Source organism: Streptomyces sp. TAA204, assembly GCF_000424965.1.
Genome location: NZ_AUKW01000019.1, coordinates 161,325 through 185,614, shown reverse-complemented (window position 1 = coordinate 185,614; position 24,290 = coordinate 161,325). Strand labels below are relative to the sequence as shown.

Below are 24,290 nucleotides of genomic sequence, written 5' to 3'. Positions count from 1 at the left end.
CCCGCGGAGCGGGTAATGCAGCGCTGACGCGCTGCATAGTGAATGACTCCGCTGACGCTACGTCAATTCCCGCGCAAGCGCGGGAATTCGCATTCCGCAAGCGGAATGCTGAAGCGAACACAATTCGCGCAAGCGCGAATTGTGGGACTCCCCGCAAGCGGGGAGTCGAAGCGGGCTACGGGGAGACGGTGCATCGCGCCGCCTCCCCGTGTAAACCCTGGAACTTTCAACCCCTACCGCCTAGATGGCGACTCTGGGAGCGGCTGTTGCGAGCACGCTGCCGGTGCGTCGAACGGATTTCCACGTGTGCCCTACTCTCAACACCCTGACCTGTGCCCAATCCTGCGAGCACCCCGTCAGAGTGCACACCCAACACGTCACATGGAGGCCCGTAATTCCAAGTGCCCGCGCCTTGCAGTGCATCGCACGCAATAGAATGCATCATCTTGTCTTGCTGTGTAGACTCTGGAGTCATGGCGCACCACCTACTGAGGGCCGATCCTCCGTGGAGTCCCGATGGGGAACACCGCTCGGATCGACTTCCCATAGCCGGGAATCGGGGACGGAGAATGGTGACCGTGAAGCTGCGTGAGCATCAGATCGAGGCCGTGGACGCGATCGTGCGTGGTTTGGATGTCCCGCCGGGAGGTGTCCCCGCCGGTGGGCTGCGCGGTCAGGTCCACGCCGCGTGCGGGACGGGGAAGACCATCATGGCTGCCGCGGCCGCGCGGCGGATCGCGCCCAAGGGGCGCGTGCTGGTCCTGGTGCCGACCCTGGATCTGCTCACACAGACCGTGAAGACCTGGCGTGCAGTCGGGCACAGGGGGCCGGCGGCCGCGGTGTGCTCGCTGCAGGAGGATCCGCAGCTGTGGAGCCTGCAGGTGCGGGCGACGACGAATCCGGTGCAGCTTTCTCTGTGGCACGGGCGGGGCCCGGTGACGCTGTTCGCGACGTACGCGTCGCTGGGCGTGCTCGCCGAGGCATTCGAGGGCGCGTACGGGCAGCGGCTGGCGCCGGTGGACCTCGCGGTCGTGGACGAGGCCCACCGCACGTCCGGGTCGATGGGCAAGGCGTGGGCGGACATCCACAAGCAGGAGGTGATCCCGGCGGCGCGACGGCTGTACATGACGGCGACGCCGCGGATCTGGCAGGAGCGGCCGGACGGGGAGGTCGCCGCGGGGGTGCGGGATGCGCTGCCCGATGAGATGGCTGCCTCGATGGACGACGAGGCACTGTTCGGTCCCGTGCTGTACAAGCTGAGCCTGGCGGCGGCCGTCTCGCGTGGGCTGTTGGCGCGCTACCAGATCATCGTGATGGAGCTTGCCGACCCGCTCGTCACGCCGGAGCGGCTGCGCGGTGAGGAAGGCCGGGAGGAGGAGGTGCGCGGGCAGCGGCTCGGCGCTCTGCAGGCCGGTCTGCTGCGGACGATGGCGGACCACCAGCTGCAGACGACGATCACCTTCCACCACCGCACCATCGAGGCCCAGGCCTACGCCGAAGGGCTGGAGCGGGTCGCGGGGAAGCTGCACGCCGATGACCCGGAGCACTACCCGGCCCGGATCTGGGCGGACTGGCTGTGCGGCGAGCACACCCCCGAGCGCCGGTGGGACGTCCTGGGCAGCTTCGCGAGCACCGGCCGGCGGGCGGTGCTCTCCAACTGCCGGGTCCTGGGCGAAGGCGTGGACATCCGTGCGGTCGACTCCGTGGCCCTGCTGGACCCCAAGGGCGCCCCGCACGACATCGTCCAGGCCATCGGCCGCGCGCTGCGGCAAAAGCCCGGGCAGGGCAAGCTCGCCTCGCTGATCGTGCCGGTCTTCCTCAAGCCCGGTGAAGAGCCGGAGGACATGTTCACCTCCAGCTCCTACCGGCCGCTGGTGAAGGTCCTTCAGGGGCTGCGGGCGCACGACGAGGAGGCCGTGGAACTGCTCGCGATCCCGCAGGAGCCGCAGAAGAACGCCGCGCAGCCGTCCGTGCACATCGGCACGCCCCCGGAAGAAGGCGAGGACGAATCCCGCCTGCTGCTGCGGTTCGCCGCCCCGAGGGATCCCGCGATGGTCGCCCAGTGGGTGTCCTTCAACGTCATCAACACCGAACGGCAGGACTGGGCACGCGGCTGGAGCGCATTGAAGCGGTTCACCGACCGCGAGCACCACGCCCGCGTCCCCTACGACCACAAGGAGGGCCCTTATCCGCTCGGGCAATGGGTCGCCGAGCAGCGGCGCGCCTACGGGGCCGGGCAATTGAGCGGTGCTCGGGCGCAGCGGCTGGAGCAACTCGGCATGGTCTGGGACGCCGCGGACGCCGGCTTCGAGGAAAACCTCGCCGCCGCACGGGTCTACTACCAACAGCACCAGACCCTGTGCGCACCGCGGACCGCGACCGCCCTGGACAAGCCCATCGGACAGTGGCTGTCCAACCTGCGCCGCCCCGGAGCACTGGCCGGACACCCGGAACGTGCTGAGGCGCTGGCCGCCATCGACGAACACTGGAACCCGGACTGGCCCGCAGCCTGGCAACGCCACTACGCCGCGCTCCAGGCACTCATCAAGGACGGCGCGACGCTGTCTCAGGTGCTGCCCGGCGTCACCGTCCACGGCATGGACATCGGCAAATGGCTGACCCGGCAACGCCAACCCGCCCTCTGGCACAGGCTGATACCCGAGCAGCGTGACCTCCTGGACAGCTGCGGCGTCGAACCGGCTCCCGCACCGGAGAAAACACCCGCGAAAGGGCACAGCGGCAGCTCAGGCGCCTTCGAACGAGGCATCACGGCCCTACGCCAATACAAAGCCCGCACCGGCACCCTCACCGTCCCCCGGGCCCACGAGGAGACCCTCGAAGACGGCACCGTGGTCAAACTCGGCGTATGGCTCACCAACACCAAAACCCGCCGCACCAAACTCAACGACGAGCAGCGCGAACAACTCACCCAACTCGGCCACAACTGGACCGCATAAATCCTGAATTGTGACCATCCGCGGCTAGTGCCGGACAGCAACTGCCGCCGATCCTGGACGTGTTGACAGTGGTCCGGGAGGGTGAGGCGGGGCGGGATGAGCGCGTTCTCAAGCAGGTTCGCGCCTGCCGACTGGCTCAGGGGCCGGTGCCTTGTGGGAGGGCGGTGTCGTTCAGCTCGCTGGAAGCGGCCGTCACGAAGGCATCCAGCGCTGTCCGAGGGTGCTCGAGGCACGGGAGTAGCTGCTGATCTGGGCGCCGTGCCTCTTCATAGGGGTCGAGCAGGAGTAGTTCCCGCTGGCGAGTGGTGATGGTGCCCGAGCACTCCCCCGCGATCAAACATGTGCGGGCAGCCTCGCTCTCCCGGTCTCGTTGTCCGTCGCTTCGAGCGTTATAGCAGCGCAGTAGAGCATTCTGGGCCGCTAACCTCCGCGTTTCAGTTGGTTGGTTGGCTGCGGTGGGCTGGGGTCGTCGGCGGTTTGTCGGGGGGCGGGCATGGCTGGGGCCCGACGCGCGGGTCGGGTGCTCCGGGGTTGATCGGGTCGTGGGTGGGCAGGCCGGCGTCGTTGGTCAGGTGGCCGGTCTGGGCAGGGCCGCGAGACGGGCGAAGGCGTTGGCCAGCTCATGGCGCCAGGGCCAGGTGGCGCTGATTCGCAGGTGGAGGCGGCGGCCTCCGCGGGTGATGCGGGCGGCTGTGTGCAGCAGTCGGTTGCGGAGTTTCTCGGGTTCGGCGATGGCCAATTCACCTTCCAGCAGCAGGGTCTGGGTCCAGGCGAGTAGGTCGATGGCGGTCAGGGACAGCTCCAGCCAGGCGGCGTTGAGCTGGAAGTGGCGGGAGGGGAAGCGGCCGAAACCGGTGGTCTTGCCGCAGCGGATGCGGTCCTCGACTCGGGCGTGTGCACGGTGGCGGACCTCCAGATGCTGCAGTGAGCCTTCGCCGTGCGGGGTGTCGGTGACGAAGACCTGGTGGCGCATGCCCTCGTCGAGGTCGAACAAGGACAGTTGGGCGCCGGGGTGGGGGCGCTCGCGGCGGACGATGATCCGGGTGCCCTCCGGGTGGTCGGGCAGGTCGATCGTGCCGGTCAGTTCTGCCACTTCGGCGCTGGTCCGCAGGGTGCCGTCCTGCTCCAGCGCGGGATGCCAGAGGTGGTCGGGCAGAGCCCGGATTGCTCGGCGGACTGGTGCGGTGACGGCATGGCCGACGGAGAAGGAAGCGTGGATCCCGCGCTCGCGCAGGGCTTTGACGTGGGCGAGGAAGGCTTTCGCTCCTCCGGCGCTGTCGGCGCGGACGAGGATGTCCCTGCCGTGACGGTGGGCGTCGGGGATCTGGGCCAGGGCCGCGTCCAGGACGGTGATGTGGTCGGCGGCGGTATTGGCCCCGGCGTTGCCCGGCCGCAGCCCTCCGGCCAGGGCTTCGCCGGTGTTGTCCAGGAAGCACAGCAACGGGTGGTAGCCGAAGCCGCGTTTATAGGTGGCCGCCGCTTGTTCTTTCTCGGAGTGGCAGGTCACCAGGGTGGCGTCGATGTCCAGGACCAGGCCGGGCAGGTCGCGCCCGCCGGCGCGGGCGGCGGGTATGCCGCCTTGGGTTTCGGCGGCCTGCAGCCAGGCGAAATCCCGGGCAGCGGCCCTCGCCGAGCGCAGGCGGGCGAGTGCGTCCGAGTCGATGCCCGCCAGCAGCCGCCAGGCGGTGGCGGTGGAGGCGACCGGGCCGAACACCTCTGCCTGGTCCCGCAGCAGGGCCAGGTCCGCTATCGCCTCGCCGCCGTCGGCGAGCATCACCGCCAGATCGACGGCGATCCGCCCGGGGTTGTGCCCGGTGCCACGCGGTCGCAGTCTGCGCAGTTCGTCGGTGAAGGCGGTGGTCAGGCCGGTGGCATCGGCGAGATCGGCCAGTAGACGGGATCCGGCATGGCTGACCACCCCGCGGCCGTCGGCCGAGACGACAAGCTTCGGACGCGACCCGGTAGTGTGCACGCAGAAAGTGCCTTCTCGCTGTGGTGACAGAAGCCCTAGACAAGCCTCATCATCCCAGCTCAGGAGGCACTTTCGCGTTTCCGCTCAGGATCCGGACGCCACCGCAAGTGAAACGCAGAGGCTAATCTGCTGGCCAGGCTGCGGCAGACGAGGCCCTGTTCAGGTGATGCTGAGGACAAGGGCGTCGACGGTGTCGGCGTGCCGGATCTTTACCCAGGAACGGCGGTCGCCGAAGCGGCTGGCCAGGCCGCGGCACACGAGGCCCTCGACGCCGAGCTGGACGAGGCCCTCGTGCCAGGCGGTCAACCGCACACACCCACTCCGCCCCCAACCACCCCTGCAGCTTCGCCTCGCCGAGTTCCCGCTGGGCACACCAGAGGCCGCCCGCGGGACGGCGCGTAGCATGAAGGCCCGACAAACAAGCCGGAGTGCCACGTTCATCATGTCCTCCCCACGCCCCGGGAACATGCTTCCCTTTCTCCTCCTGTCGGCCTTCCGCACCCTCATCGACGAACTGCACCTCCGTCTCGCCGAGCACGGGCATCCCGACCTCCGGCCGGCTCACGGTTTCGCCATCCAGATGGTCAGCAGAGGAGGAAGCGTCTCGGACCTCGGGAGACGGCTGGGGGTGTCGAAGCAAGCAGCCAGCAAGACGGTCAGGGGACTTGAGGGTCTTGGCTACGCCCGGCGGGTACCGAGCGCGATCGATCAGCGTCAGGTCGAAGTGCTGCTGACCCCCCGTGGTGTGGAGGCGCTCACGCTTTCGGGAGAGATCCTCAACCAACTGCGTGACGAGTGCGCCGCGACGGTGGGCGAGCGGGAGATGGTCACCTTGGAGGACGCGTTGGCGCAGCTGAGTCCGTACGACGGGATGGAGCAGATCGTCGGCTGGCTCGGGGCCTGATTCACCGCCCGGAGGGGGGACCTCACGCAGAAGTGCCCGTACGGTTCAGCGAACCGTACGGGCACCACCTGCAGTCGCCGTTTCAGCTGTCCCGGCTACCGGACCTCACTACTTCTTGCCGACGGTGCTCCAGTCAGGAGCCTTGGCGCCCTTCGGGGCCGTTCGCTTCGCGAACTCCTCGAAGGTAAAGGTGAAGCTCCCGTCGGAGCCGCGCCGCGTGCACATCAACGTCGGGTAGTACCCGCTCAGTTCGACCTCCGGCGTCTGCGGCACCTTCTGGCACACCTCCTCCGGCTTCGTCTCGGTGAACCAGTTGGTGTTCACCACCGGTTCCCAGAAGCTGATGTGCCCGTTCCAAGTTCCGTATGCGAATGCCTGGGTGAAGGGCCCACCGTTGGCGGGTGCCGCGTTGGGATCGACTATGTGATTGCCCATCCGGCCTGCAGCGCCCGGAAGCCCCCATCCTTCCGGGGCGTACGGCGCTGGAACTGTCTTCATGGCGGTGGCTTCGTCGTCGCAGTTGATGACGAGGTGGCAGGGGCCGGTCCTTATCCGGTTCCTATCCGCCAAGTCCTGGATGAAGTAGTGCATGTCGAAGTGCGGCTGATCGAACACGTGAGGCGGCCCATGCCCCTTGATCTGCCAGTTGAACATGAGCCACTTGAACGGCAGTCCCTCAAGTTTGGGGAACTCGAGAACGCGCTCGTGACCGCTGGCGCAGTCCGTTTCAAGGTCGACGCCGTCGCCGTCCTTGTCGAAGCAGGTCTTTCCGTCGTGTGTGGGCGTCGTCGGAAGCGACTTCATCGCGGCCCCGTCGACGCGGACGGCGAGTGCCGTGGGGCGTTTCCCCCCGTCCGCGGCGTACAGCGTCTCCACGAAGCCGTCGCCCAACCGGGCCTTCTTGTAGGGCGTCAGAGTAGGTGCCGCTTCGGAACTCGTGGCGTTGAGAGTGGAGAGGGACGCCACGAGCGCCAGCAGGAAGCACCCGGCCGCGAGCGACCATCTGGTCCGGCTTCGCCATCCGTTGATGATGCGTATCATGTGCTGCTTTCTCGCTGAGGTGAGGAACTCAGTGCCCGGGGTGCCATTCGAACGCCTGGAACGGCTCGTCCACGGGCGCCTCGGTCATGCGGTTCGCGTAGGTCGAGATGGTGTAAACGCCCAGCCCGAGTACGACCTCGAGGGCGTTCCGGCGCGTGTAGCCCGCCGTCAGGAACGCCTCCATGTCTTCGGGATTCACGTGCCCGTGGCCCTCCATCACCGCGGTGGTGAACAGCCGCATGGCCTCGAGCTTGGCGTCCTCCAGCGGCTTGCCCGAACGCAGCGCCTCGATGAGGGACTCGTCCGTGCCCGAACGGGTCAGCATGGCCGAGTGCATGGCGACGCAGTAGTGGCACTGCACGGTGGTGGCCATGGTGAGGATCAGTACTTCGCGTTCGAGCTGGCTGAGCGTGGTCTTGTTGAACACGCCATTGCCGGTCATGAACGTCTCGAGCAGTTCCGGCGACTCCGCCATGAAGGAGACCGGGGCCGGCAGGAAGCCGAAGCCCTTGTTGGTCTTCTCGAGGATGGGCCGGGAAGCTTCGGGAGCTGACTCGACGTCGTGACGCGTGAACTGGCTGGTCATTAGGCCTCTCTTTCGCAACTGTGGGAAACGGGCGACGTGTTCGCCGTCCGGACTGCTTCCGTGCGCCAGGCTTCCCGGACCACCGAGGCGAGTGCCTCGATCCGGTCTTCCTGGAGTACGGAGTAGTGGTCGCCGTCCAGTACGTAGACGGCGCAGCGGCCGGCTATGTGGTCGGTCCACGCCGACGTCGCCGCTTGGGTCGCCCCGTCTTCCGCCCGGATGAGTACGGCGGACACCCCCTCGTACTTGCCGGGACTGTGGGCCGCGAGGACGGCGGCGTCGAACGTGAACCGGTCCAGCAGGCCGGCCAGCGTGCCGTGGTCGGCGCCGGAGTCGAGCAGGCCGCTTTCCCGGAGGCGTTCGGCGAGCACCGCGTCGGGGTCGTCGACCATGGTCAGGTCTACCTCGGCCAGTGGGTCCGGCGTGCCCGCGACATGCGCGACGTCCCGGGCGAACCACGCCAGCAACTCGGCGCGGGAGGGTTCCTCACGCTCCTGGTCCGGATGCTCCATCAGGTCGATCGCGACGACAGGTGCCACGGTGAAGCCGTCGGCCGCCAGCCGGTCGGCGACCTCCAGCGCCAGTACCCCGCCCATCGACCAGCCCGCGAGCCGCACCTCACGGCCGTCGGCGTCCGCGGAGATCGCGTCGGCGTACAGGTCGGCGAGGGCATGGAGGTCGGTGCTGCCGGCCAGGTCGTCCGGTACCTGGACACCGGTCACCGGCATGCCGAGGCAGCCAGCGAGCGTGCGGTAGCAGACCACGTCGCCGCCGACGGGGTGGATCCAGTACGACATCGGCCCGGTGCCCTCGGTGGCCATCGGGACCAAAGTCGTACGCTGCGCCCGCCCTTCGCGTACGGCTTCGGCCATGGCCGCGACCGTGGAGTGCGTGAAGAGGACCGAGAGGGGAAGCGCGGTGCCCAGCCGCGCCCGTACCAGGGCGATGAGTCTCACCCCTAGCAGGGAGTTCCCGCCCAGTGCGAAGAAGTCGTCGGTTCGGGCGGCCGGCGGGTGGGGAAGCATCTCCGCCCAGATGTCCGCCACTGCCCGCTCGGTCTCGTTCCGCGGCGGTTCGGCCGACGCCTCACGGACGATCTCCCGGCAGCGGTCCTGGAGGACACTGCGGTCGACCTTGCCGTTGGCGGTGATGGGCACGGCGTCCAGTTCCACGAGCCGGCTCGGCACCATGTACGCGGGCAGCAGTTCCCGCAGTTCGGCTCCGATCTTCTCCAGCGGCGGCCGCGTGGCGTCGAGGACGACGCCGGCGAGGAGGGTCTTGGGCTCCATCGCCTTGCCCAGCGCGGCCGCGACCGCACTCTGCACGCCGGGCATCCCGGTCAGAGCCGTCTCGATCTCACCCAGTTCGATCCGGTGTCCCTGCACCTTGACCTGAGCGTCGCGCCGTCCGAGGAACTCGATGTCGCCGTCGGGGAGGTACCGCCCCAGGTCGCCGGTGCGGTACAGGCGGCCGTGCGGTGTCTGCAGGAAGCTCGCGGCTGTCTTCTCGGGGTCCCCCAGGTAGCCGCGGGCCAGGCCGTCCCCGGCGATGTACAGCTCGCCCGGGACGCCCGTCGGGCGGTGGCGCAGCTGCTCGTCCAGGACGTGGAACGCCTGGTTCCGCAGCGGTTTCCCGTAGGGGATCGACGGCCACGCGGGGTCCACCGTGCCGATCGGATAGGTGATCGACCAGATGGCCGCCTCGGTGGCGCCGCCCAGGGAGTGCATCCGGACTCCGGGAGTGCAGCGGCGCATCCGGTCGGGGAGGTCGGTCGGTACCCAGTCGCCGCTGAGCAAGATCGTACGGAGCGAGACGACGGGGCCTCCGCCTTCTTCGTCCTCCTCCTGCCCGGACCGGCCCTCCAGGTGGTCGACCAGCATCTGCAGGAGCGCGGGAACCGAGTTCCACACCGTGACGGAGTGCCGTCGCACCAGGTCCGTCCACGCCTGCGGATCGCGCAGCTGCTCGGGGAGAGGCAGCACCAGGGTGCCGCCAGCCGCCAGTACGCCGAAGACGTCGAAGACCGACAGGTCGAAGTTCATCGCCGACAGGCCGAGAACGCGGTCGTCGCTCCCGATCGCGTACCGCTGGCACACGTCTTCGAGCGTGCCCAGGGCGGCGCGGTGTTCGATGACCACACCCTTGGGCTGGCCCGTGGAGCCGGAGGTGAAGATGACGTAGGCGACGTCGTCGGGCTGTGCCCCGGACATGCGCGGCGCTTCGGCAGCGTCGCCGTCGGAGGTGTCCGGGGTCGTGCCGGACACATCGAGCCACTCGGAGCCGTCCAGCCACGGGTGGGCGGCGAGGACCTCCGGGTCGGCCACCGTGAGTGCCGCACCCGACAGTTCCAGGGTGCGCCGGGCCCGTTCGGCGGGCAGGTCGGCGGCGACGGGGACGTATGCCTTGCCCGCCTTCAGCACGGCGATGACGGCGACGACCTGTGCGATCCCCTTGGGCAGTACGACCGCCACCGGCTCGCCGGGCTGCTCCCCCGTCCGGGCAGCGATGCGGCGTGCCAGCTCTTCGGCGCGGGCGTCGAGTTCGCCGTACGTGAGCTCTTCCTCGCCGCACGCCAGCGCGACGGCGCCGGGGGATTGTGCGGCGGCCTTCTCGAAGCCGTGGTGCAGCAGGCCGCCCGGCTTCGCGGCAGCTGTCTCGTTGGCTCGTCTGCGAGGCTCGAGTTCCCGCTCGTCGAGGTCGATCCGGGGCGTGGTGTTCCACGCCTCCTCGTCGTCGCAGAGTCGCTCGACGAACTCGCGGTAGCTCGCGAACATGGCCGCGACCATGGGCTCCGGGAAGAGCTGGGTGACGTAATCCCAGTTCAGGCGCAGCCCTTCGGCGTCCTCGATCACCTGGTGGTCGAGCCACACCTGAGGTGTGCGGATCAGGGAGGAGACCTCCCGGCCGTCACCGGTGAGCGCCACCAGGTGGTCGGTGAGGGCGCTGGACGCGGGGCCTTCCCCCGAGGAGAAGTTGAGGGTGCTCGCGAAGACGACCGGGGCGCGGCCGGCTTTCGCGGAGCCGTGCAGGGTGGACAGTTCGCGCAGCACCTGCACGCCGCTGAACGAGCTGTACTGCAGGTCCGTCCACAGCTGCCGCTGCAGTCGCGCCGTTCGACGGGCGAAGTCGTCCGTACCGCGGGTGTCGACCTCCAGCAGGGTCGTGGTGGAGAAGTTGCCGAGGACCTGGTTGACCTCGGGGTGGACGGGGCTGCGGTTGAAGAACAGCAGCGTCAGCGTGAAGTGCGGGCTGGCCGACCAGCGAGCGACGGTCTCGGCGTACGCGGCTGCGATGGCGGCGGAGGGTGTCACTCCGGCAGCCTTCGCGTGGTCCTGGAACTTCTCCCAGCGCTCCGGCGGGATGGTCCCGCTCAGGTGGTCGAACTCCGGCCTGCCGATCGCCGCCGGATCGGCGGCCAGCGGCAGTTCGGGCGCCGGAGGCAGTGTGGCGATGCGGTCAAGCCAGTACGCCCGTGCCGCTGCGTGACCCGGCTCCGCCTGGCGATCCCGCTGGTTCCGCACGTAGTCGCGGAAGGTCAGCTCCAGCGGTTCCAGGGTGGCACCGTGGTACACCTGCGCGAGGTCGGCGAAGAACAGCGCGGTGCTCCAGGCGTCGATGATGAGCGCGTCGACGCCGACGTGCAGCCGCGTCAGCCCGTCCGGCAGCCGTGTGACGGCGATGTGGAACAGCGGCCACACGGTCGGGTCGAAGACCTGTCCGGACAGCTCCTCGAAACGCTGCTCCAGCCGGCCGGCCAGCTGCTCCGGCTCCGTCGTGCTCAGGTCGAGGCGGTCGAGCTTGCAGGGCGGAACCTCGGGGAGGATCAGCTGGTGGCCGTCCTCGGTCATCACCGCGCGCAGCATCTCGTGCCGGCCGATGACCGTGTTGATCGCCGACTCCAGGCGTTCCCAGTCGAGTTCGCGCAGGTCGACCTCGATGAAGAAGAACGTCGAGACCCCGCCCAGCTCCATCCCCTCGGAGCGACCGACGAGATACGCCTGCTGGAGATCGGTCAGCTCGAAGGGCTCGTGACGACCTGCCGGGTCCAGGATCAGCCGGCCGGCGGCAGCCGGTTCCGGGTGTGTCCGGGCCGGACGCACGTCGGGTGCGGTGGGCGCCTCCGGCTCCCGCGTGCCTGCGGGCAGATTCTCCCGGACATGCGCAGCGAGTTCGGTGATGGTCGCGCCGTCGAGGAACAGAGTGAGCGGAACGGCAACCCCGCAGCGCGCCGCGACCACGTCCTTGATCTCCAGCGCCATCAGCGAGTCGAGACCGAGATTCTGCAACGACTCGTCCCGAGCCAAGCTCTCCGGAGCAGCTCTCAGCGACCGCGCGCACGCCTCGACGACCACCATGAGCGGGTCGATCGCGTCGAACATCCGCTGCGGGGCTTCGACCGCCGGAAGCGCCGCGACCGGCTGCCAGGCATGCGTCACGGGCGGAGTCCAGTCCCGGCGGCTCTCCGCGTCAGCACGCGCCAAGGTCACACCCCGTGCAGCAACCCAGCAGATGCCGACCCCGTCCAACAGAAACACATCAGCAACGATGGTGCGTGCGTCCGCCGCGCCTTCCCGCAGGCGCAGCCGCACCTCCAGCGATTCACCGGCCGGCAGTCCCGGCCGCACCGTGAAGGCGTCGAGGCCGACCACCATGAACGCTCCGTCGGTCGCCGACCGGACGGTCAGCGGTGCGAACAGCACCTGGAACATCGCATCCGTCAACCCGGGCGGCACCCCGTAGCGTTCGGCTTCCCCTGCGGGCACCGGACGCAGCCGTGCCCAGGCGTTGTCCCCGTCGAAGGCCACCTCCTCGACCCACTTGGCGCCTTCTCCCAGGTACAGATGGCGTGCCCACATGCGGCGGTAGAACTCGCTGCCGGTCATTCGGTGCGGGAGCCCGCCGGGCAGTGCGTCCGGCACGGTGTCGGCCGGCTCGCTCGCCGTGACGCGACCGCGGCAGTGGATCGGCCAGGCGAGTCGCGGGTCGGCGGGGTCGGACCGGTAGGCGAAAGCCAGCGTGCCATCGTGCGACGGCTCCAGCGTGAGCATGACGGTCGGCCGGTCGTCCTGGTCGAACGTCAGGCGCTGGAGCACGGTGACGTCCGCCAGGGCGACGTTGTCGCTCTCGCCCACCACGCGGGCCGCCTGTACCGCCGCTTCGAGGAAGAAGCCCACGTTGACGATGGGTTCGCCGCCGATGACGCAGTCGGCCAGGGCCGGGTCGTCGGTGGCGTCCAGCGTCGTCAGGAACGCTGCCCCGGCGCCCGGGACGGGCAACCGGTCACCGAGGAGGGAGGCGCTGCCGTGCCTCTGGCCTGCGATGGTGGGCCGGAGTTGGGGCGTCGCTCCGCCGGTGCGGCAGCTCGGCTCGTACCAGTGCCGCGTCCGTTGGAACGGGTAGGTGGGGGCGTCGACGAGGGTGACGTCCCGCCCCGACCACAGCTCGGACCAGTCGACGTCCAGGCCGGCCGTGTAGGCGTCGGCGACGGTGTCCGCCACGACCCTGCGGTCCGGGCGTCCGGGCCGCAGGGAGGCGCCCCACAGGCCGGCACGTTGTTCGTCGGGTACGAACCTGCGCGCCATGGCGAGCAGCGTCGGGGCGGGTCCGATCTCCAGTACGTGGCCGGCGCCGGTCTCCAGCGCGTTCGTCATGGCACCGAGGAAGTCGACGGGTTGAAGCGCGTGGTTCCTCAGGTACTCCGCGTTCCAGCCACCCGGTTCCAGGGGGCGTGCGGTCAGGGACGACATGAGCGGGACGGCGGGATCGCCGAAGGCGATGCCGGAGAGTTCACGCTCGAAGGCGTCGAGCGCCGGCTGCATCAGGGGCGAGTGGAAGGCACGCCCGGACTGGAGCGGTTTGGTGCGCAGGCCCTGCTCGGCCGCCTCGGCCAGCACGTCCTGCACCTCGTCCGGGTGGCCCGAGACGACCACGTGCTCGGGCCCGTTGACCGCGGCCACCCCCACGCGGCTGCGCACGCCGAGCAGCGCGCGCACCACGTCTGCCGGTGCGAAGACGGCAGCCATGGCGCCCGGCTCGGTCATGTCCTGCATGAGGCGGCCGCGGACGGCCGCGATGGTCAGCGCGTCGTCGATGCTCACGCTCCCGGCCACTGCCGCCGCCGCGATCTCGCCGACGCTGTGGCCGACGACGACATCGGGTTCCACACCGAGGGCGCACCACATCTGGGCCAGGGACCACTCCAGTGCGACGAGCGCCGGCTGGGTGTAGCGGGTCTCGTGGACGGCGGGGTCGTCGGGGGCGAACAGGACGTCGAGGAGCGGCCGGTCCAGCAGGCCGTCGACGAGTTTCGCGCAGTGCTGAAGGCTGGTGCGGAAGCTGGGCGAGGCGTCGAATAGGTCGGCGCCCATGCCGGGGTACTGGGCCCCCTGCCCGGTGAACAGGAAGGCGGTGCGTCCGCGCTTCCTCCTCCCCGGCGACTCGGTGACGCGGGTCTCCCCGTCCAGGACACGCCGGAGCCCGTCGCGCATCTCGGCCGCTGTCGAGCCGACCGCGGCGGCCCGTACCTGCCAGTGATCGCGGCCCGCTCCGGCGGTGTGCGCCAGGTTCGCGAGGTCCCGAGGGGGCAGGGGGCCTTTCAGCTTTGCGAGGTAGGCGCGGGCCTGTTGCCTCACCCCTTCCTCGCTCTGTGCGGACAACGGCAGGACGCAGACGCCGGTTCTGTCGCCCTGCGGGTGGTCGGCGGTCCGGGCGGGCGCCTCCTCGACGATGACGTGCGCGTTCGTTCCGCTGGCCCCGAAGGAGCTGACGCCGGCTCGCCGAGTGCGCTCCCCCGGGAGCCACGGGTGGCCCGTAGTGGGCACGGCCAGCCCCAGCTCGTCGAGGTCGATCTCGGGGTTGAGCTCGCCGAGTCCGGCGTGCGGCGGGATCAGGCCATGGTTCAGGCTGAGCACCACCTTGATCAGGCCGGCGACGCCCGCCGCGGGTTCGAGGTGTCCCAGGTTGGTCTTGGTCGAACCGAGCAGAAGCGGTGTCTCCCGGGTGTCAGGGCACAACACGTCGGCGAGCGCGTGCACTTCGATGGGGTCGCCGAGCGGTGTGCCGGTGCCGTGCGCCTCGACGTAGTCGATGTCCTCGGCCGACAGCCCGGCGGCGTCCAGTGCCGTGCGTACGACATCGCGCTGCGCTTTCGCGTTGGGCACGGTGATGCCGCCGGCACGGCCGTCCTGGTTGACGGCGGTGCCGCGGATGACGCCGAGGATTCGGTCGCCGTCCGCCCTGGCGTCCGAGAGGCGCTTCAGCACGACGACGCCGCAGCCCTCGGAGCGGACGTATCCGTCGGCGGCCGCGTCGAAGGTCCGGCAGCGCGCACCGGGCGACAGCATGCCGGCCTTGCCCAGCACCGTGTACCACTCCGGGGACAGCAGCACGTTGACACCGCCGGCGAGGGCCACGTCGGTGTCGCCGCTGCGCAGTGCCTGTGCCGCGAGGTGTACGGCTACGAGCGACGACGAGCACGCAGTGTCGACGGAGAGGCCGGGACCGTGCGTCCCGAGCCAATAGGCGATGCGGCCCGCGGCGAAGGTGGAGGCGTTGCCGGTCAGGGCGTACGCCTCCAGGGCGTCCGGGGCGACGTGGGTCAGCATCTGATGCATGTAGTCGCTGTTCGTCACACCGACGTACACGCCGAGCCGGCTGCCCTTGAGCGACGCAGGCTTGGCTCCCGCGTTCTCGAGTGCTTCCCAGGAGACCTCCAGCAGCAGCCGCTGCTGGGGGTCCATGAAGGCCGCCTCCCGGGCGGATATGCCGAAGAAGGAGGCGTCGAAGCCGTCGACGGCGTCGAGGAAGCCGCCGAAGGGTGCACCGTCCGGGAATCCGCCGGGGATGTCGGCGAGCCTCGCGGCCGGGTAGGGCGCGATCGTGTCCTGCCCTTCGGACAGTACGTCCCACAGGGCGGCGGTGTCGTGGGCGCCACCGGGCATGCGGGCGCCCATGCCGACGATGGCGACGGGTTCGGTCTTCTCGGCGCGCAGCGAGTCCCGCTCGTCCGTGAGTGATCTGATCCGGTCGAGTGCCGAACTGAGGAGTCTTCGGGTGTCGTCGGGCATCTGGGCAGTGGTCATGAGAGTCCCCCGGGCATCGGCTGGTGGGAGCGTTCGAGCTCTGCCTCGAGCGCTCGGATGAGGTCGTCTTCGGCGGGATCGGCGGCGTCCGGCGGCGCTGGTACACGCACGGGTGTGGTGCGCGGAGCCGGCACGTCCGCCACAGGAGCGGGCGACTCCTCCTCGGGGCACATCGACGACGCGAAGAACCCGGCGAGTTCGGTCGTCGTGGGGTGCTCGAACATCAGGCGGGTGGGCAGCGTCATGCCGAAGGCGCGGCCGAGCTGGTTCTTGGCACGTGCCGCGAGCATGGAGTCCATACCCAGGGCGAAGAATCCGGCGTCGACGTCCAGCACGTCCGGGTCCAGGCGGAGGGTCTCGGCCACGGTGCGCACGACGGTCTCCGTCACGCGCGCCGGGGTCCACTCGGCGGACGTGGACGGAGCGGTGCCGGAGCCGCCGGGGTCCATGGTGGAAGCAGAGGCCGGTGCCGCCTGCCGGGCGGACCACGGGTTCGCCCACTGGTCCTCGGTGAACCAGTGCCGCGTCCGTGTGAAGGGGTGCTTGGGCAGCGGCATCATCGGGACCGCTGCCTGGGGCTCCCCGCTTGCCTGGTGCGGCCACGGGCCGCGACGGCGGTGGACGTACATGGACCCGAACGCCCGCTGGACGGCCACCTCGTCAGTCAGGTCGCGGTGCAGCGACCAGGCGACCGCCGGAGCGCCCCCCGCCTCGGCGCACAACCCTTCCAGTGCGTCGACGAGGGTCGGGTGCGGTGACATCTCGACGAACGTGTCGTGTCCGCCGGCGAGCAGTTCGCCGACGCCCTGCCCGAAGCGCACCGGCTCGCGCATGTTGGCGTACCAGTATTCCGGTGCGGGTGCGCCGGTGAGGCTCGCGCCCGTCACGGTGGAGACCATCGCCAGTCGCGGAGCGGTCGGTCGGATGCCGCTCAGGACGTCGAGCAACTCCGGTCGCAGCGCCTCCACCTGGGGGCTGTGGGAGGCGACGTCCACCGCGACGAACTTTGTGAAGACGTTGTCCCGGCAGAGCGCCGCAGCGACGTGTTCGAGCGACTCCGGCGCGCCGGAGAGGACCGTTGAGTGCGGCGAGTTGACCACCGCGACGCAGATGTCGTCGTACGCCTCGCACACTTCCCGTGCCCGCTCGTGGCCGACGCCCGCGACGAGCATGCGGCCGCGCCCGGCGATGCGCGCCAGCAGCCGCGAACGTTCGCATATCACTGTCACCGCGTCGGTCAGCGACAGGGCACCCGCGACGTGAGCTGCGGCCACCTCGCCCATGCTGTGCCCGACGACGGCGTCGGGCTGGACCCCGGCGGCGCGCCACACGGCGGCCAGGCCCACGGCGACCGTGAACAGCGCCGGCTGGACGAACTGGGTGGGCAGGTGCCCGCCGTCGCCGTGCTCCATCAACTCCAGAACGCTGCGCCCCAGTACCGGTCGCATGGCCTGGTCGACCTCGCGGACCGCTTCCTCGTACGCGGGGTTGGTGGCTCGCAGCCGGGACGTCATGCCCGTCCAGTGCGGTCCCTGTCCGGGGAAGACGAAGACCGTGCCCCCCGTGCCCGTGGCGGAGCCGACGACTCCGGCCGGGCCGGGCTCGCCGTCGGCCGCTTCGCGCAGCAGCGCGACCAGTTCGGCCGGTGACGCCGCGGAGACGGAGAAGCGGCTGGTGAGCCGGCTCCGCCGGTGGTCCGCCGCCTCGGTCATGGACCGCACGAACTCCGGGTCCTTGCCGTCGAGCAGGTCTGCGTACGTGCCGGCCAGGGTGGAAAGGCCGTCACGGGTGGCCGCGGAGATCCGCAGCGATAGGGGTGCGGTGCCGGCCGTCCCGCCGGGCACGCCGTCGTGCTCGTCCTCCGGGGGCGCGGGGGCGGGTCCCACGATCACGTGTGCGTTCGTCCCGCCCGCGCCGAAGGCGGACACGGCACCGAGCCGCTCGTCGTCGTCGGCGTCCCAGGAGGCGGAGCTGTCACCCGCGAAGTCCAGCCGCGTTCCCTGGAGTTGCAGGTGCGGATTGACGTCGGTCAGGTGCAGCGACGGGTAGATGGTCCGGTGGTGCACGGACAGCGCTGCCTTCGCCAGCCCGGCCACGCCCGCGGCGGCCTCCAGGTGCCCCATGTTGGTCTTGAGGGAACCCAAACGGCAGACGGGCCCCGGCGAGCCGCCGTAGGTCGTGGCGAGTGCCTCGACCTCTATGGGGTCCCCCAGGCTCGTGCCGGTGCCGTGCGCCTCGACCAGGCTCACCTGCGAGGGGTCGGCCCCGGCGTTCTTCAGCGCGGCGGTGATGCATGCCTGCTGCGCGCGTCCGCTGGGCGCGGTCAGGCCGTTGGTGCGGCCGTCCTGGTTGACGGCCGAGCCGCGAACGGTCGCGTAGACGCGGTCGCGGTCGCGGTGCGCGTCCGACTCCCGCTTCAGGATGAGCGCGACCACGCCCTCACCACGCACATATCCGTCCGCGGCGGCATCGAAGGTCTTGCAGCGCCCGTCGGGTGAGAGCGGCAGGCCCTTGGAGTGGGCGACCGTACTGGCAGGCGAGAGCAGGAGGTTCACGCCGGCCGCGACGGCCGTGTCGCACTCGCCGTTGCGCAGCGCCTGCACGGCGAGGTGCACCGCCACCAGCGAGGACGAGCATGCGGTGTCGACGGACAGGCTGGGGCCGTGCAGGTCCAGCTGGTAGCTGAGCCGGTTGGCGATGATGCAGTTCGTGCCTCCCACCACGGTGTAGAGGTCGACCGTCTCGGGCTTCATCAGCTGCATGGTGAGGTAGTCGGTGGCATTTGCGCCGACGTAGACGCCCGCTCCTGAACCCGCGAGACGTTCGGCGGGTATCCCGGCGTCCTCGAACGCCTCCCACGCGACTTCGAGCAGGAGACGCTGCTGCGGGTCGACGTGTGCCGCCTCGCGGGGCGAGATTCCGAAGAAGCCGGCGTCGAAGTGGTCCACGTCGTCGATGAGGCCCGCGTGCAGCATGTGGGTGCGCCCGGTCGCCTCCGGGTCCGGGTCGTAGAATTCGGCGTGGTCCCAGCGCTTCGATCCGACCTCAGTGATGGCGTCGACACCGTCGCGCAGGGACTCGTGCAGCGCCGTCGGTGTGTTGATGCCGCCGGGCAGGCGGACTCCGAGGCCGACGATCGCGATGGGCTCGCGCCGTTCCCGAGTGAGCCGTTCGACCTGTGACCGCAGCCCCTTGACCGCCTTGAGAGCGGTCTGGAGCGCTCTGTCGCCCCCGTTCGCCGTGCCGTTCAAAGTTCCCCCACCATCGCTTCCAGCTCCGCCAGTTCTCTTTGCAAATCGTCGAGTTCATCCCCGCTCGTCCGGGGGCCGGGAACCGGGTCGTCCGTGTGGGCCTGACGCGGCGGCGCGGGCTCCTGCGGCTGATGGGGCTCCAGCCGTCGTGCGAGTTCCGCGGCAAGGTCGTCGATGGTCGGGTAGTTCCACACCACGGTCGACGACAGGGTCACGCCGAGCATCCACTCCAGGCGGTTGCGCAGCTCCAGGCCCATGATCGAGTTGAGGCCGATGCTGCGGAACGGCTCAGCCGTGTCCACCTGAAGAACGGGGACGCCCGCGACCTCGCCGACGACTCGGCGGACCACCGTGGTCGTCCTCATCACGCGTTCGGCGGCGGGGAGCGAGGTGAGCTCGTCCCGCAGGTCCGCCTCAGCGCCGCCGCTGTTCGCTGTGACCGGAACCTGCCGGATCTCGACCCCGCGGATCCGCACGGAGACGCGTCCCTCGCTGACCAGGTCCACGTCGCACAGGTACGTCTCGGCTTCCTCGCCCGGTGCGAGGACTGCGACGGCCCGTGGATCGGCACCCGGCGTGGAGAGCACGGACACCTCGCGGACCGACGTGGTCAGGACGGTCCGGCCGGTGTCGATCGGCTGGGGCCCGGTCAGCAGGGGGGCGACGCCCGCCTGCAGTGCCGCGTCCAGCAGGCGCGGGTCGACGGGCAGAGTCACGTCGGCCCCGGCCGGGTCCCACGTGATCTCCGCCTCCGATTCGTTCTCCGCTACGCGCAGGGCCCCGATCAGCCGGTACTGCGGTCCGAAGGCCAGCCCACGTCGCCGGAAGGCGGCGTACAGCTCATCCACCGGGGTCTCCGCGCCGGCCGACCGGGCGAGCGGGGCTTCGTCGACGTCGGCCGATCCGGCCGTCGATGCCATCGCCGCCGCCGTCTGCACCCATGTGTCGCCGTCCTGGGCGAAGAAGGCCACCTCGGCGGTTTCGCCGGTCGTGCGGACGGTCGTCTGCAGTGCCGTGTCCTCCCCGGTCACCTCGTGGGAAGCGGACAGCACCATGTCGCGGACGATCACAGACTCAGCTGCCGGCAGGTCCTGAGCTGCGGTCTTCGCCGCGGCCGCGGCGAAGACCGCAGCCGGGACGACGGTCCTCCCCCCGATGACGTGGTCGCCCAGCGACCACGTCGCCGAGTCCAACCGTCCCGCGTACACCGACAGCGCAGGGTCGTACGGCACCTGCACCCGTGCACCGAGCGGGTCGTGGGTGCCGCGGGTGGCGGCACCGGACGGCACGGGCGCGTGCGCCCGCTGCCACGGATAGGGGATACCGAGCGGGGCGGGAGCGGCCCCCGGGTTGAGCCGGTCCAGGTCCACGGGGATCCCCGCGTCGTGCAGCTGGCCGAGCGCGCCCAGCAGTGTCGGCCATTCCGGCTCCTCCCTGCGCAGCGCGGAAACCACCAGCGCGTCCGCCGACGCGGCCGTCTCCTGAACGGCGGGGCTGAGCACGGGGTGCGGGCTGATCTCCACGAAGCAGGTGTGGCCCTCCTCCAGAAGGTCGGTTACGGCTTCGGCGAACCGGACCGGCTCGCGGAGGTTCCTCGCCCAGTAGTGCGCTCCCAGCTCGGTGCCCCCGGCGACCCGTCCCAGCACCGTGGAGTGGAACGGCAGCACGCCGGGAGCTGGCACGACATCATCGAGGGCCTGGGTCAGCGTGGGCAGGATCGGGTCCATCTGGGGGCTGTGCGAGGCGACTTGGACGCGGACCGGGCGGTTGAATACGCCGCGTTCGGTGAGTTCCCGCGCCGTTCGTTCGATGTCTTCCGCCGCTCCGGACAGGACGGTGGAACGCGCGGAGTTGTTCACCGCCACCGACACGGTGGGCAGGCCGGCGCACAGCGCCTCGGCCTCGTCGAGCGTCAGTTCGGTCGCCAGCATCGCGCCGGCGCCGCTCAGGCCGTCCATCAGACGGGACCGGCGGCCGATCACGGCTGCCGCGTCGTGCAGGGAGAGGGCACCCGCCAGGTGGGCGGCGGCAGCCTCACCCATGCTGTGGCCGACGACCGCGTCCGGGGTCACACCGTAGGTCTCCAGAGTCCGCGCGAGCGCGACCTGCATGGAGAACAGCATCGGCTGGGCCGTCGCCACGTCGGTGAACGTGTCCTCGTCGCCGTCCTCCAGCAGCAGTTGCAGGATGCCGGTGCCGCATGCCTGCCTCAAGGCTTGGTCGCAGCGCCGGAGTTGACGCGCGAAGACCGGCTCACGCACGTACAGGTCGCGGCCCATGCCCCGCCACTGACCACCCTGGCCGGGGAAGACGAACGCCACGCGGGGCGCCGTGCCCGCGGCCCGCGAAGGCCCGGTCTCCTCCAGCGTGTCCGCGTACTCGCGCAGGGCCTGGATCCCGTCGTCGCGTCCGGTGGCGACGACGCTCGCCCGGTGGGGCAACGTGGCGAGCCGTGTGAGTGCCGGAGCGATGCCGGCGGGTGCTTCCCGCGCGGGCCACCACTCCGCGACGTCCCGGCACCGCCGGGCGAGCGCCTCGGGCGTGTGCGCGCTGACCGTCAGCAGCGACTCACGGGCAGGCTGCCCGGCGGGTGCGTGTGCCGCGGCGATCCGCTCCAGCGCGTGGCCGGAGCGGGTGCAGGCGGGGACGATGCGGGCACCGTCCCCGTAGGTTTCGTGCAGGGCGCTGCCCAAGATCGGGTGGGCGTTGATCTCGACCACGACGCCCGGGTCCGCCAGCAGCGGGTTCGCCAGCGCGCCGACCAGGTCGACCGGTTCACGCAGGGCCGTCGCGAAGTACTCAGCCGTGAAGGCACCTTCGGTCATCGCCCTGCCGTCGAGGGCCGAGACCATCGGCAAAGCGGGCGGGTACTGGTCGATGTGCCCGATCGCGGCGACCAGGTCGTCGCGCACCTCGTCCACGGCAGGCCCGTGCGCGGCCAGGCCGACGTTGATCCGGCTCGCCTTGTGCCCGTCCCGGGACAGGACGGCCAGCAGCTCGTCCAGACCGTCGGCGGGCCCCGACAGGTTGGTGGAACGCTTCGAGCTGACCCCGGCGACGACCACGTCGGGCCGCAGCTCCAGGTACGGTGCCAACTCGTCACGGGAGAGCGCGACGACAGCCATGCCTCCGCCGCGGCCGACGAGCCGCTGCTGGGCCGTGGCGTAGTGCGCCACGATCCGCCCGCCCTCCCGCGGTGTCAGCGCATCGACTGCGACGGCTCCGGCGATCTCGCCCAGCGAGTGACCGACGACCACGCTGGGGCGTACCCCGCGGGCCCGGAGGCTGCGCGCGAGTCCGACCTGGATCGCGTAGACCGCTGACTGGCACACCGCGACACCGTGCGTGTCGAGGTCCGTGCCGGAGGCGAGGAGTTCCAGGACCGAGCGGCCGAGCACCGGCGCCGAGCCGCGGTCGCATTCGGTGACAGCGGCACGGAAGTGGGCGTCCTCACGGAGCAGTTCACGTCCCATGCCCGCCCATTGACCGCCGAACGGTGAGAAGACGTAGGCGGGCGGTCCGCCGTGAGCGTCCTCCGCGGGGGGAGCGGCCTCCTCGGCCTGAGCCGGCAGCTCCGCCGGACCCACCACCACGTGCGCGTTCGTACCGCCCCAGCCGAAGCTGCTGACGCCGCCGAGGACCGGTTCGTCGCCGGGCAGTTCGACGGGGTCCTGCGGCAACGCCAGGTTGAGGGCCTTCACGTCGATGTGCGGGTTGATCTCGCCGGACAGGACGCACGGCGGGACAACCCGGTGGTGCATGACCAGTGCCGCCTTGACCAGACCCGCCAGGCCCGCGGCCCCTTCGAGGTGGCCGATGTTGGCCTTCAGCGTGCCCAGTTGGACGGGGACCGCCGCGTCACGGTGGGCGGCCGCCAGGGCTGTGGCCTCTATGGGGTCGCCGAGAGCCGTCCCCGTGCCGTGCGTCTCCACGAACCGCACCTGCGCGGAGTCCGTTCCGCAGCGCGCGTGGGCGTCACGGATCACGGCCTGCTGCGCCACCGGGTTGGGTGCCGTGAGGCCGTTGGTGTGTCCGTCGTTGTTGACGGCGGTGCCGTGCAGGAGGCACCAGATGTGGTCACCGTCCCACTCGGCGTCTGCGAGCCGCTTCAGCACCACGACGACGGCTCCTTCGCCGCGGCCGAAGCCGTTGGCGTCGGCCGCGAACGCCTTGCTGCGTCCGTCCGGTGCGAGGCCGCCGAAGGCGACCAGGTCGGCCGTGGTCGCTGCCGACTGCAGCAGGTTGACACCGCCCACGATCGCCGCGTCGATCTCTCCCAGCCGCAGGGCCTGCGCGGCCATGTGCACGGCCACGAGCGACGAGGAGCAGGCCGAGTCGAGCGTCACAGAGGGGCCATGCAGGTCGTAGAGGTAGGACACACGGTTCGCGACCATCGAAAGACTGGAACCCGTCGCGCTGTGCAACGTGTGCTGGCCTGGCCGGGACGTGGCGCCCCGCTCGCTCCAGATGCTTCCCGCGTAGACCCCGGTGCTGCTCCCGGACAGGCCGGTGCTGGGCAGCGACGATGCCTCGATCGCCTCCCAACAGACCTCGAGGAACAGCCGCTGCACAGGGTCGAGCGCCGCTGCCTCTCTCGGCGTGAAGTGGAAGAAGCGGTGGTCGAACTCCTCCAGGGGCTGCTGGAGATAGCCCGCGTCCGGCATCGGAGTCCACGCGTCGGGTAATCGTCCTGGCGGGGGTGGGCCGATGGCCTGCGCACCGGCGAGAGCCATGTCCCACAGTTCCGGAACTGATTCGGCGCCAGGAAGCCTGACGGCCATGGAGACCACCGCCAGCGGCTCACCGGTCGCGGCATCCGGGGTACGCGGCCCCGCTGGCGCGTCCTTCAGCGAAGCACCCGAAGTCGCGGCACGAGCCAGTCCGTTCACCGTGGGGAAGGCCCACGGCATCGCAACGGGGAGGTCACGGCCTACGGTGCGGCCCAGGCCGCCGACCATGGCGGCCGCCGCCTGGGAGGAGAGGCCGAGTGCGGAGAACGTCTCGTCCCTGGGCACGGCCTCCGCTGTGATGCCCAGTTCCTCGCTCAGGTGAGCTGCGATCCAGTCGGCGACTTCGGTACTCGACCGTGCGGCACTCATCTGCGCACCTCTGAGGAGCACGGAGGGACGGAGACAACTGTATGGACAGCGGCGTTCGCGACCTGCGGGCGCCCACGGAAGCCATCGGATAAGGAAGCCGGGCCGCTTCGCGTGCACCGCTCAGCGACAGCACTGTCACTGCAAGCATCAACAAAGGCCGAAAGCATGACGATAACCCCCCGTTAGTCAATGCGGTTGACGGTATCATGACGGGTGGCAAGCACTGCGAATTCGGCACACGCGGTGACCCTTCAGGCATCGACACGACATCGCAGCCGAAGAGCCGACGGAGCAGGTCAGCAGGGGCGAGCCAGGCAACTCCCCCGCCGGGACCACGCCTCGGCATGCCGCATCAGTGATTCACTTCACACTCATCACGGTCAGCAGTTCGCCCCCGCA

The 24,290-nt window shown here is 70.2% G+C and carries 9 protein-coding genes; 2 read left to right on the top strand and 7 right to left on the bottom strand.

The window, feature by feature from the left end:
• Positions 1 to 572 precede the first annotated feature (572 nt).
• Positions 573 to 2,957, top strand: a complete 2,385-nt coding sequence (locus H343_RS0121085; RefSeq protein WP_037903814.1) for a DEAD/DEAH box helicase — start codon at positions 573 to 575, stop codon at positions 2,955 to 2,957.
• Between the two features lie 568 nt (positions 2,958 to 3,525).
• Here H343_RS0121085 and H343_RS0121080 read toward each other — a convergent pair.
• Together H343_RS0121080 and H343_RS35345 are read right to left on the bottom strand one after the other, a co-directional pair.
• A complete protein-coding gene (locus H343_RS0121080; RefSeq protein ID WP_078505965.1) occupies positions 3,526 to 4,959 on the bottom strand; it encodes an IS1380 family transposase in 1,434 nt (477 codons plus the stop codon).
• A gap of 129 nt (positions 4,960 to 5,088) precedes the next feature.
• Entirely contained in the window at positions 5,089 to 5,241 is a 153-nt protein-coding gene (locus H343_RS35345; protein ID WP_158679591.1) for a DNA ligase-like domain-containing protein, read from the bottom strand.
• A gap of 154 nt (positions 5,242 to 5,395) precedes the next feature.
• Here H343_RS35345 and H343_RS31910 point away from each other — a divergent pair, with 154 nt between their 5' ends.
• Positions 5,396 to 5,833: a MarR family winged helix-turn-helix transcriptional regulator gene (locus H343_RS31910; RefSeq protein ID WP_486586986.1), complete on the top strand. Its 438-nt coding sequence runs from the start codon at positions 5,396 to 5,398 to the stop codon at positions 5,831 to 5,833.
• Positions 5,834 to 5,941: 108 nt separating this feature from the next.
• Here the strand turns inward: H343_RS31910 and H343_RS0121065 are convergent, their stop codons facing one another.
• From H343_RS0121065 to H343_RS0121040, 5 genes are read right to left on the bottom strand one after another with little or no spacing between them, the layout of a single operon-like run.
• The gene (locus H343_RS0121065; RefSeq protein ID WP_028432767.1) at positions 5,942 to 6,874 is read right to left on the bottom strand and encodes a hypothetical protein; all 933 of its coding nucleotides are present in this window, start codon (positions 6,872 to 6,874) and stop codon (positions 5,942 to 5,944) included.
• A gap of 28 nt (positions 6,875 to 6,902) precedes the next feature.
• Positions 6,903 to 7,460, bottom strand: coding sequence for a carboxymuconolactone decarboxylase family protein (locus tag H343_RS0121060; protein WP_028432766.1), 558 nt, complete (start codon positions 7,458 to 7,460; stop codon positions 6,903 to 6,905).
• Complete coding sequence (locus H343_RS33630) at positions 7,460 to 15,541, bottom strand: hybrid non-ribosomal peptide synthetase/type I polyketide synthase (protein ID WP_078505964.1); 8,082 nt, start codon at positions 15,539 to 15,541, stop codon at positions 7,460 to 7,462. Before H343_RS33630 ends, H343_RS0121060 begins: the two co-directional genes overlap by 1 nt.
• A complete protein-coding gene (locus H343_RS31895) occupies positions 15,538 to 18,792 on the bottom strand; it encodes a type I polyketide synthase (protein WP_051265645.1) in 3,255 nt (1,084 codons plus the stop codon). The genes H343_RS33630 and H343_RS31895 overlap by 4 nt, the downstream gene beginning before the upstream one ends.
• A complete protein-coding gene (locus H343_RS0121040) occupies positions 18,789 to 23,891 on the bottom strand; it encodes a type I polyketide synthase (RefSeq protein WP_028432765.1) in 5,103 nt (1,700 codons plus the stop codon). The genes H343_RS31895 and H343_RS0121040 overlap by 4 nt, the downstream gene beginning before the upstream one ends.
• Positions 23,892 to 24,290: the final 399 nt, after the last annotated feature.

Bases quoted from the DNA above. Each gene is read 5' to 3' on its own strand.
- H343_RS31910 (WP_486586986.1), top strand. From the start codon at position 5,396: ATGCTTCCCTTTCTCCTCCTGTCGGCCTTCCGCACCCTCATCGACGAA.
- H343_RS0121065 (WP_028432767.1), bottom strand. From the start codon at position 6,874: ATGATACGCATCATCAACGGATGGCGAAGCCGGACCAGATGGTCGCTC.
- H343_RS0121060 (WP_028432766.1), bottom strand. From the start codon at position 7,460: ATGACCAGCCAGTTCACGCGTCACGACGTCGAGTCAGCTCCCGAAGCT.
- H343_RS33630 (WP_078505964.1), bottom strand. From the start codon at position 15,541: ATGACCACTGCCCAGATGCCCGACGACACCCGAAGACTCCTCAGTTCG.
- H343_RS0121040 (WP_028432765.1), bottom strand. From the start codon at position 23,891: ATGAGTGCCGCACGGTCGAGTACCGAAGTCGCCGACTGGATCGCAGCT.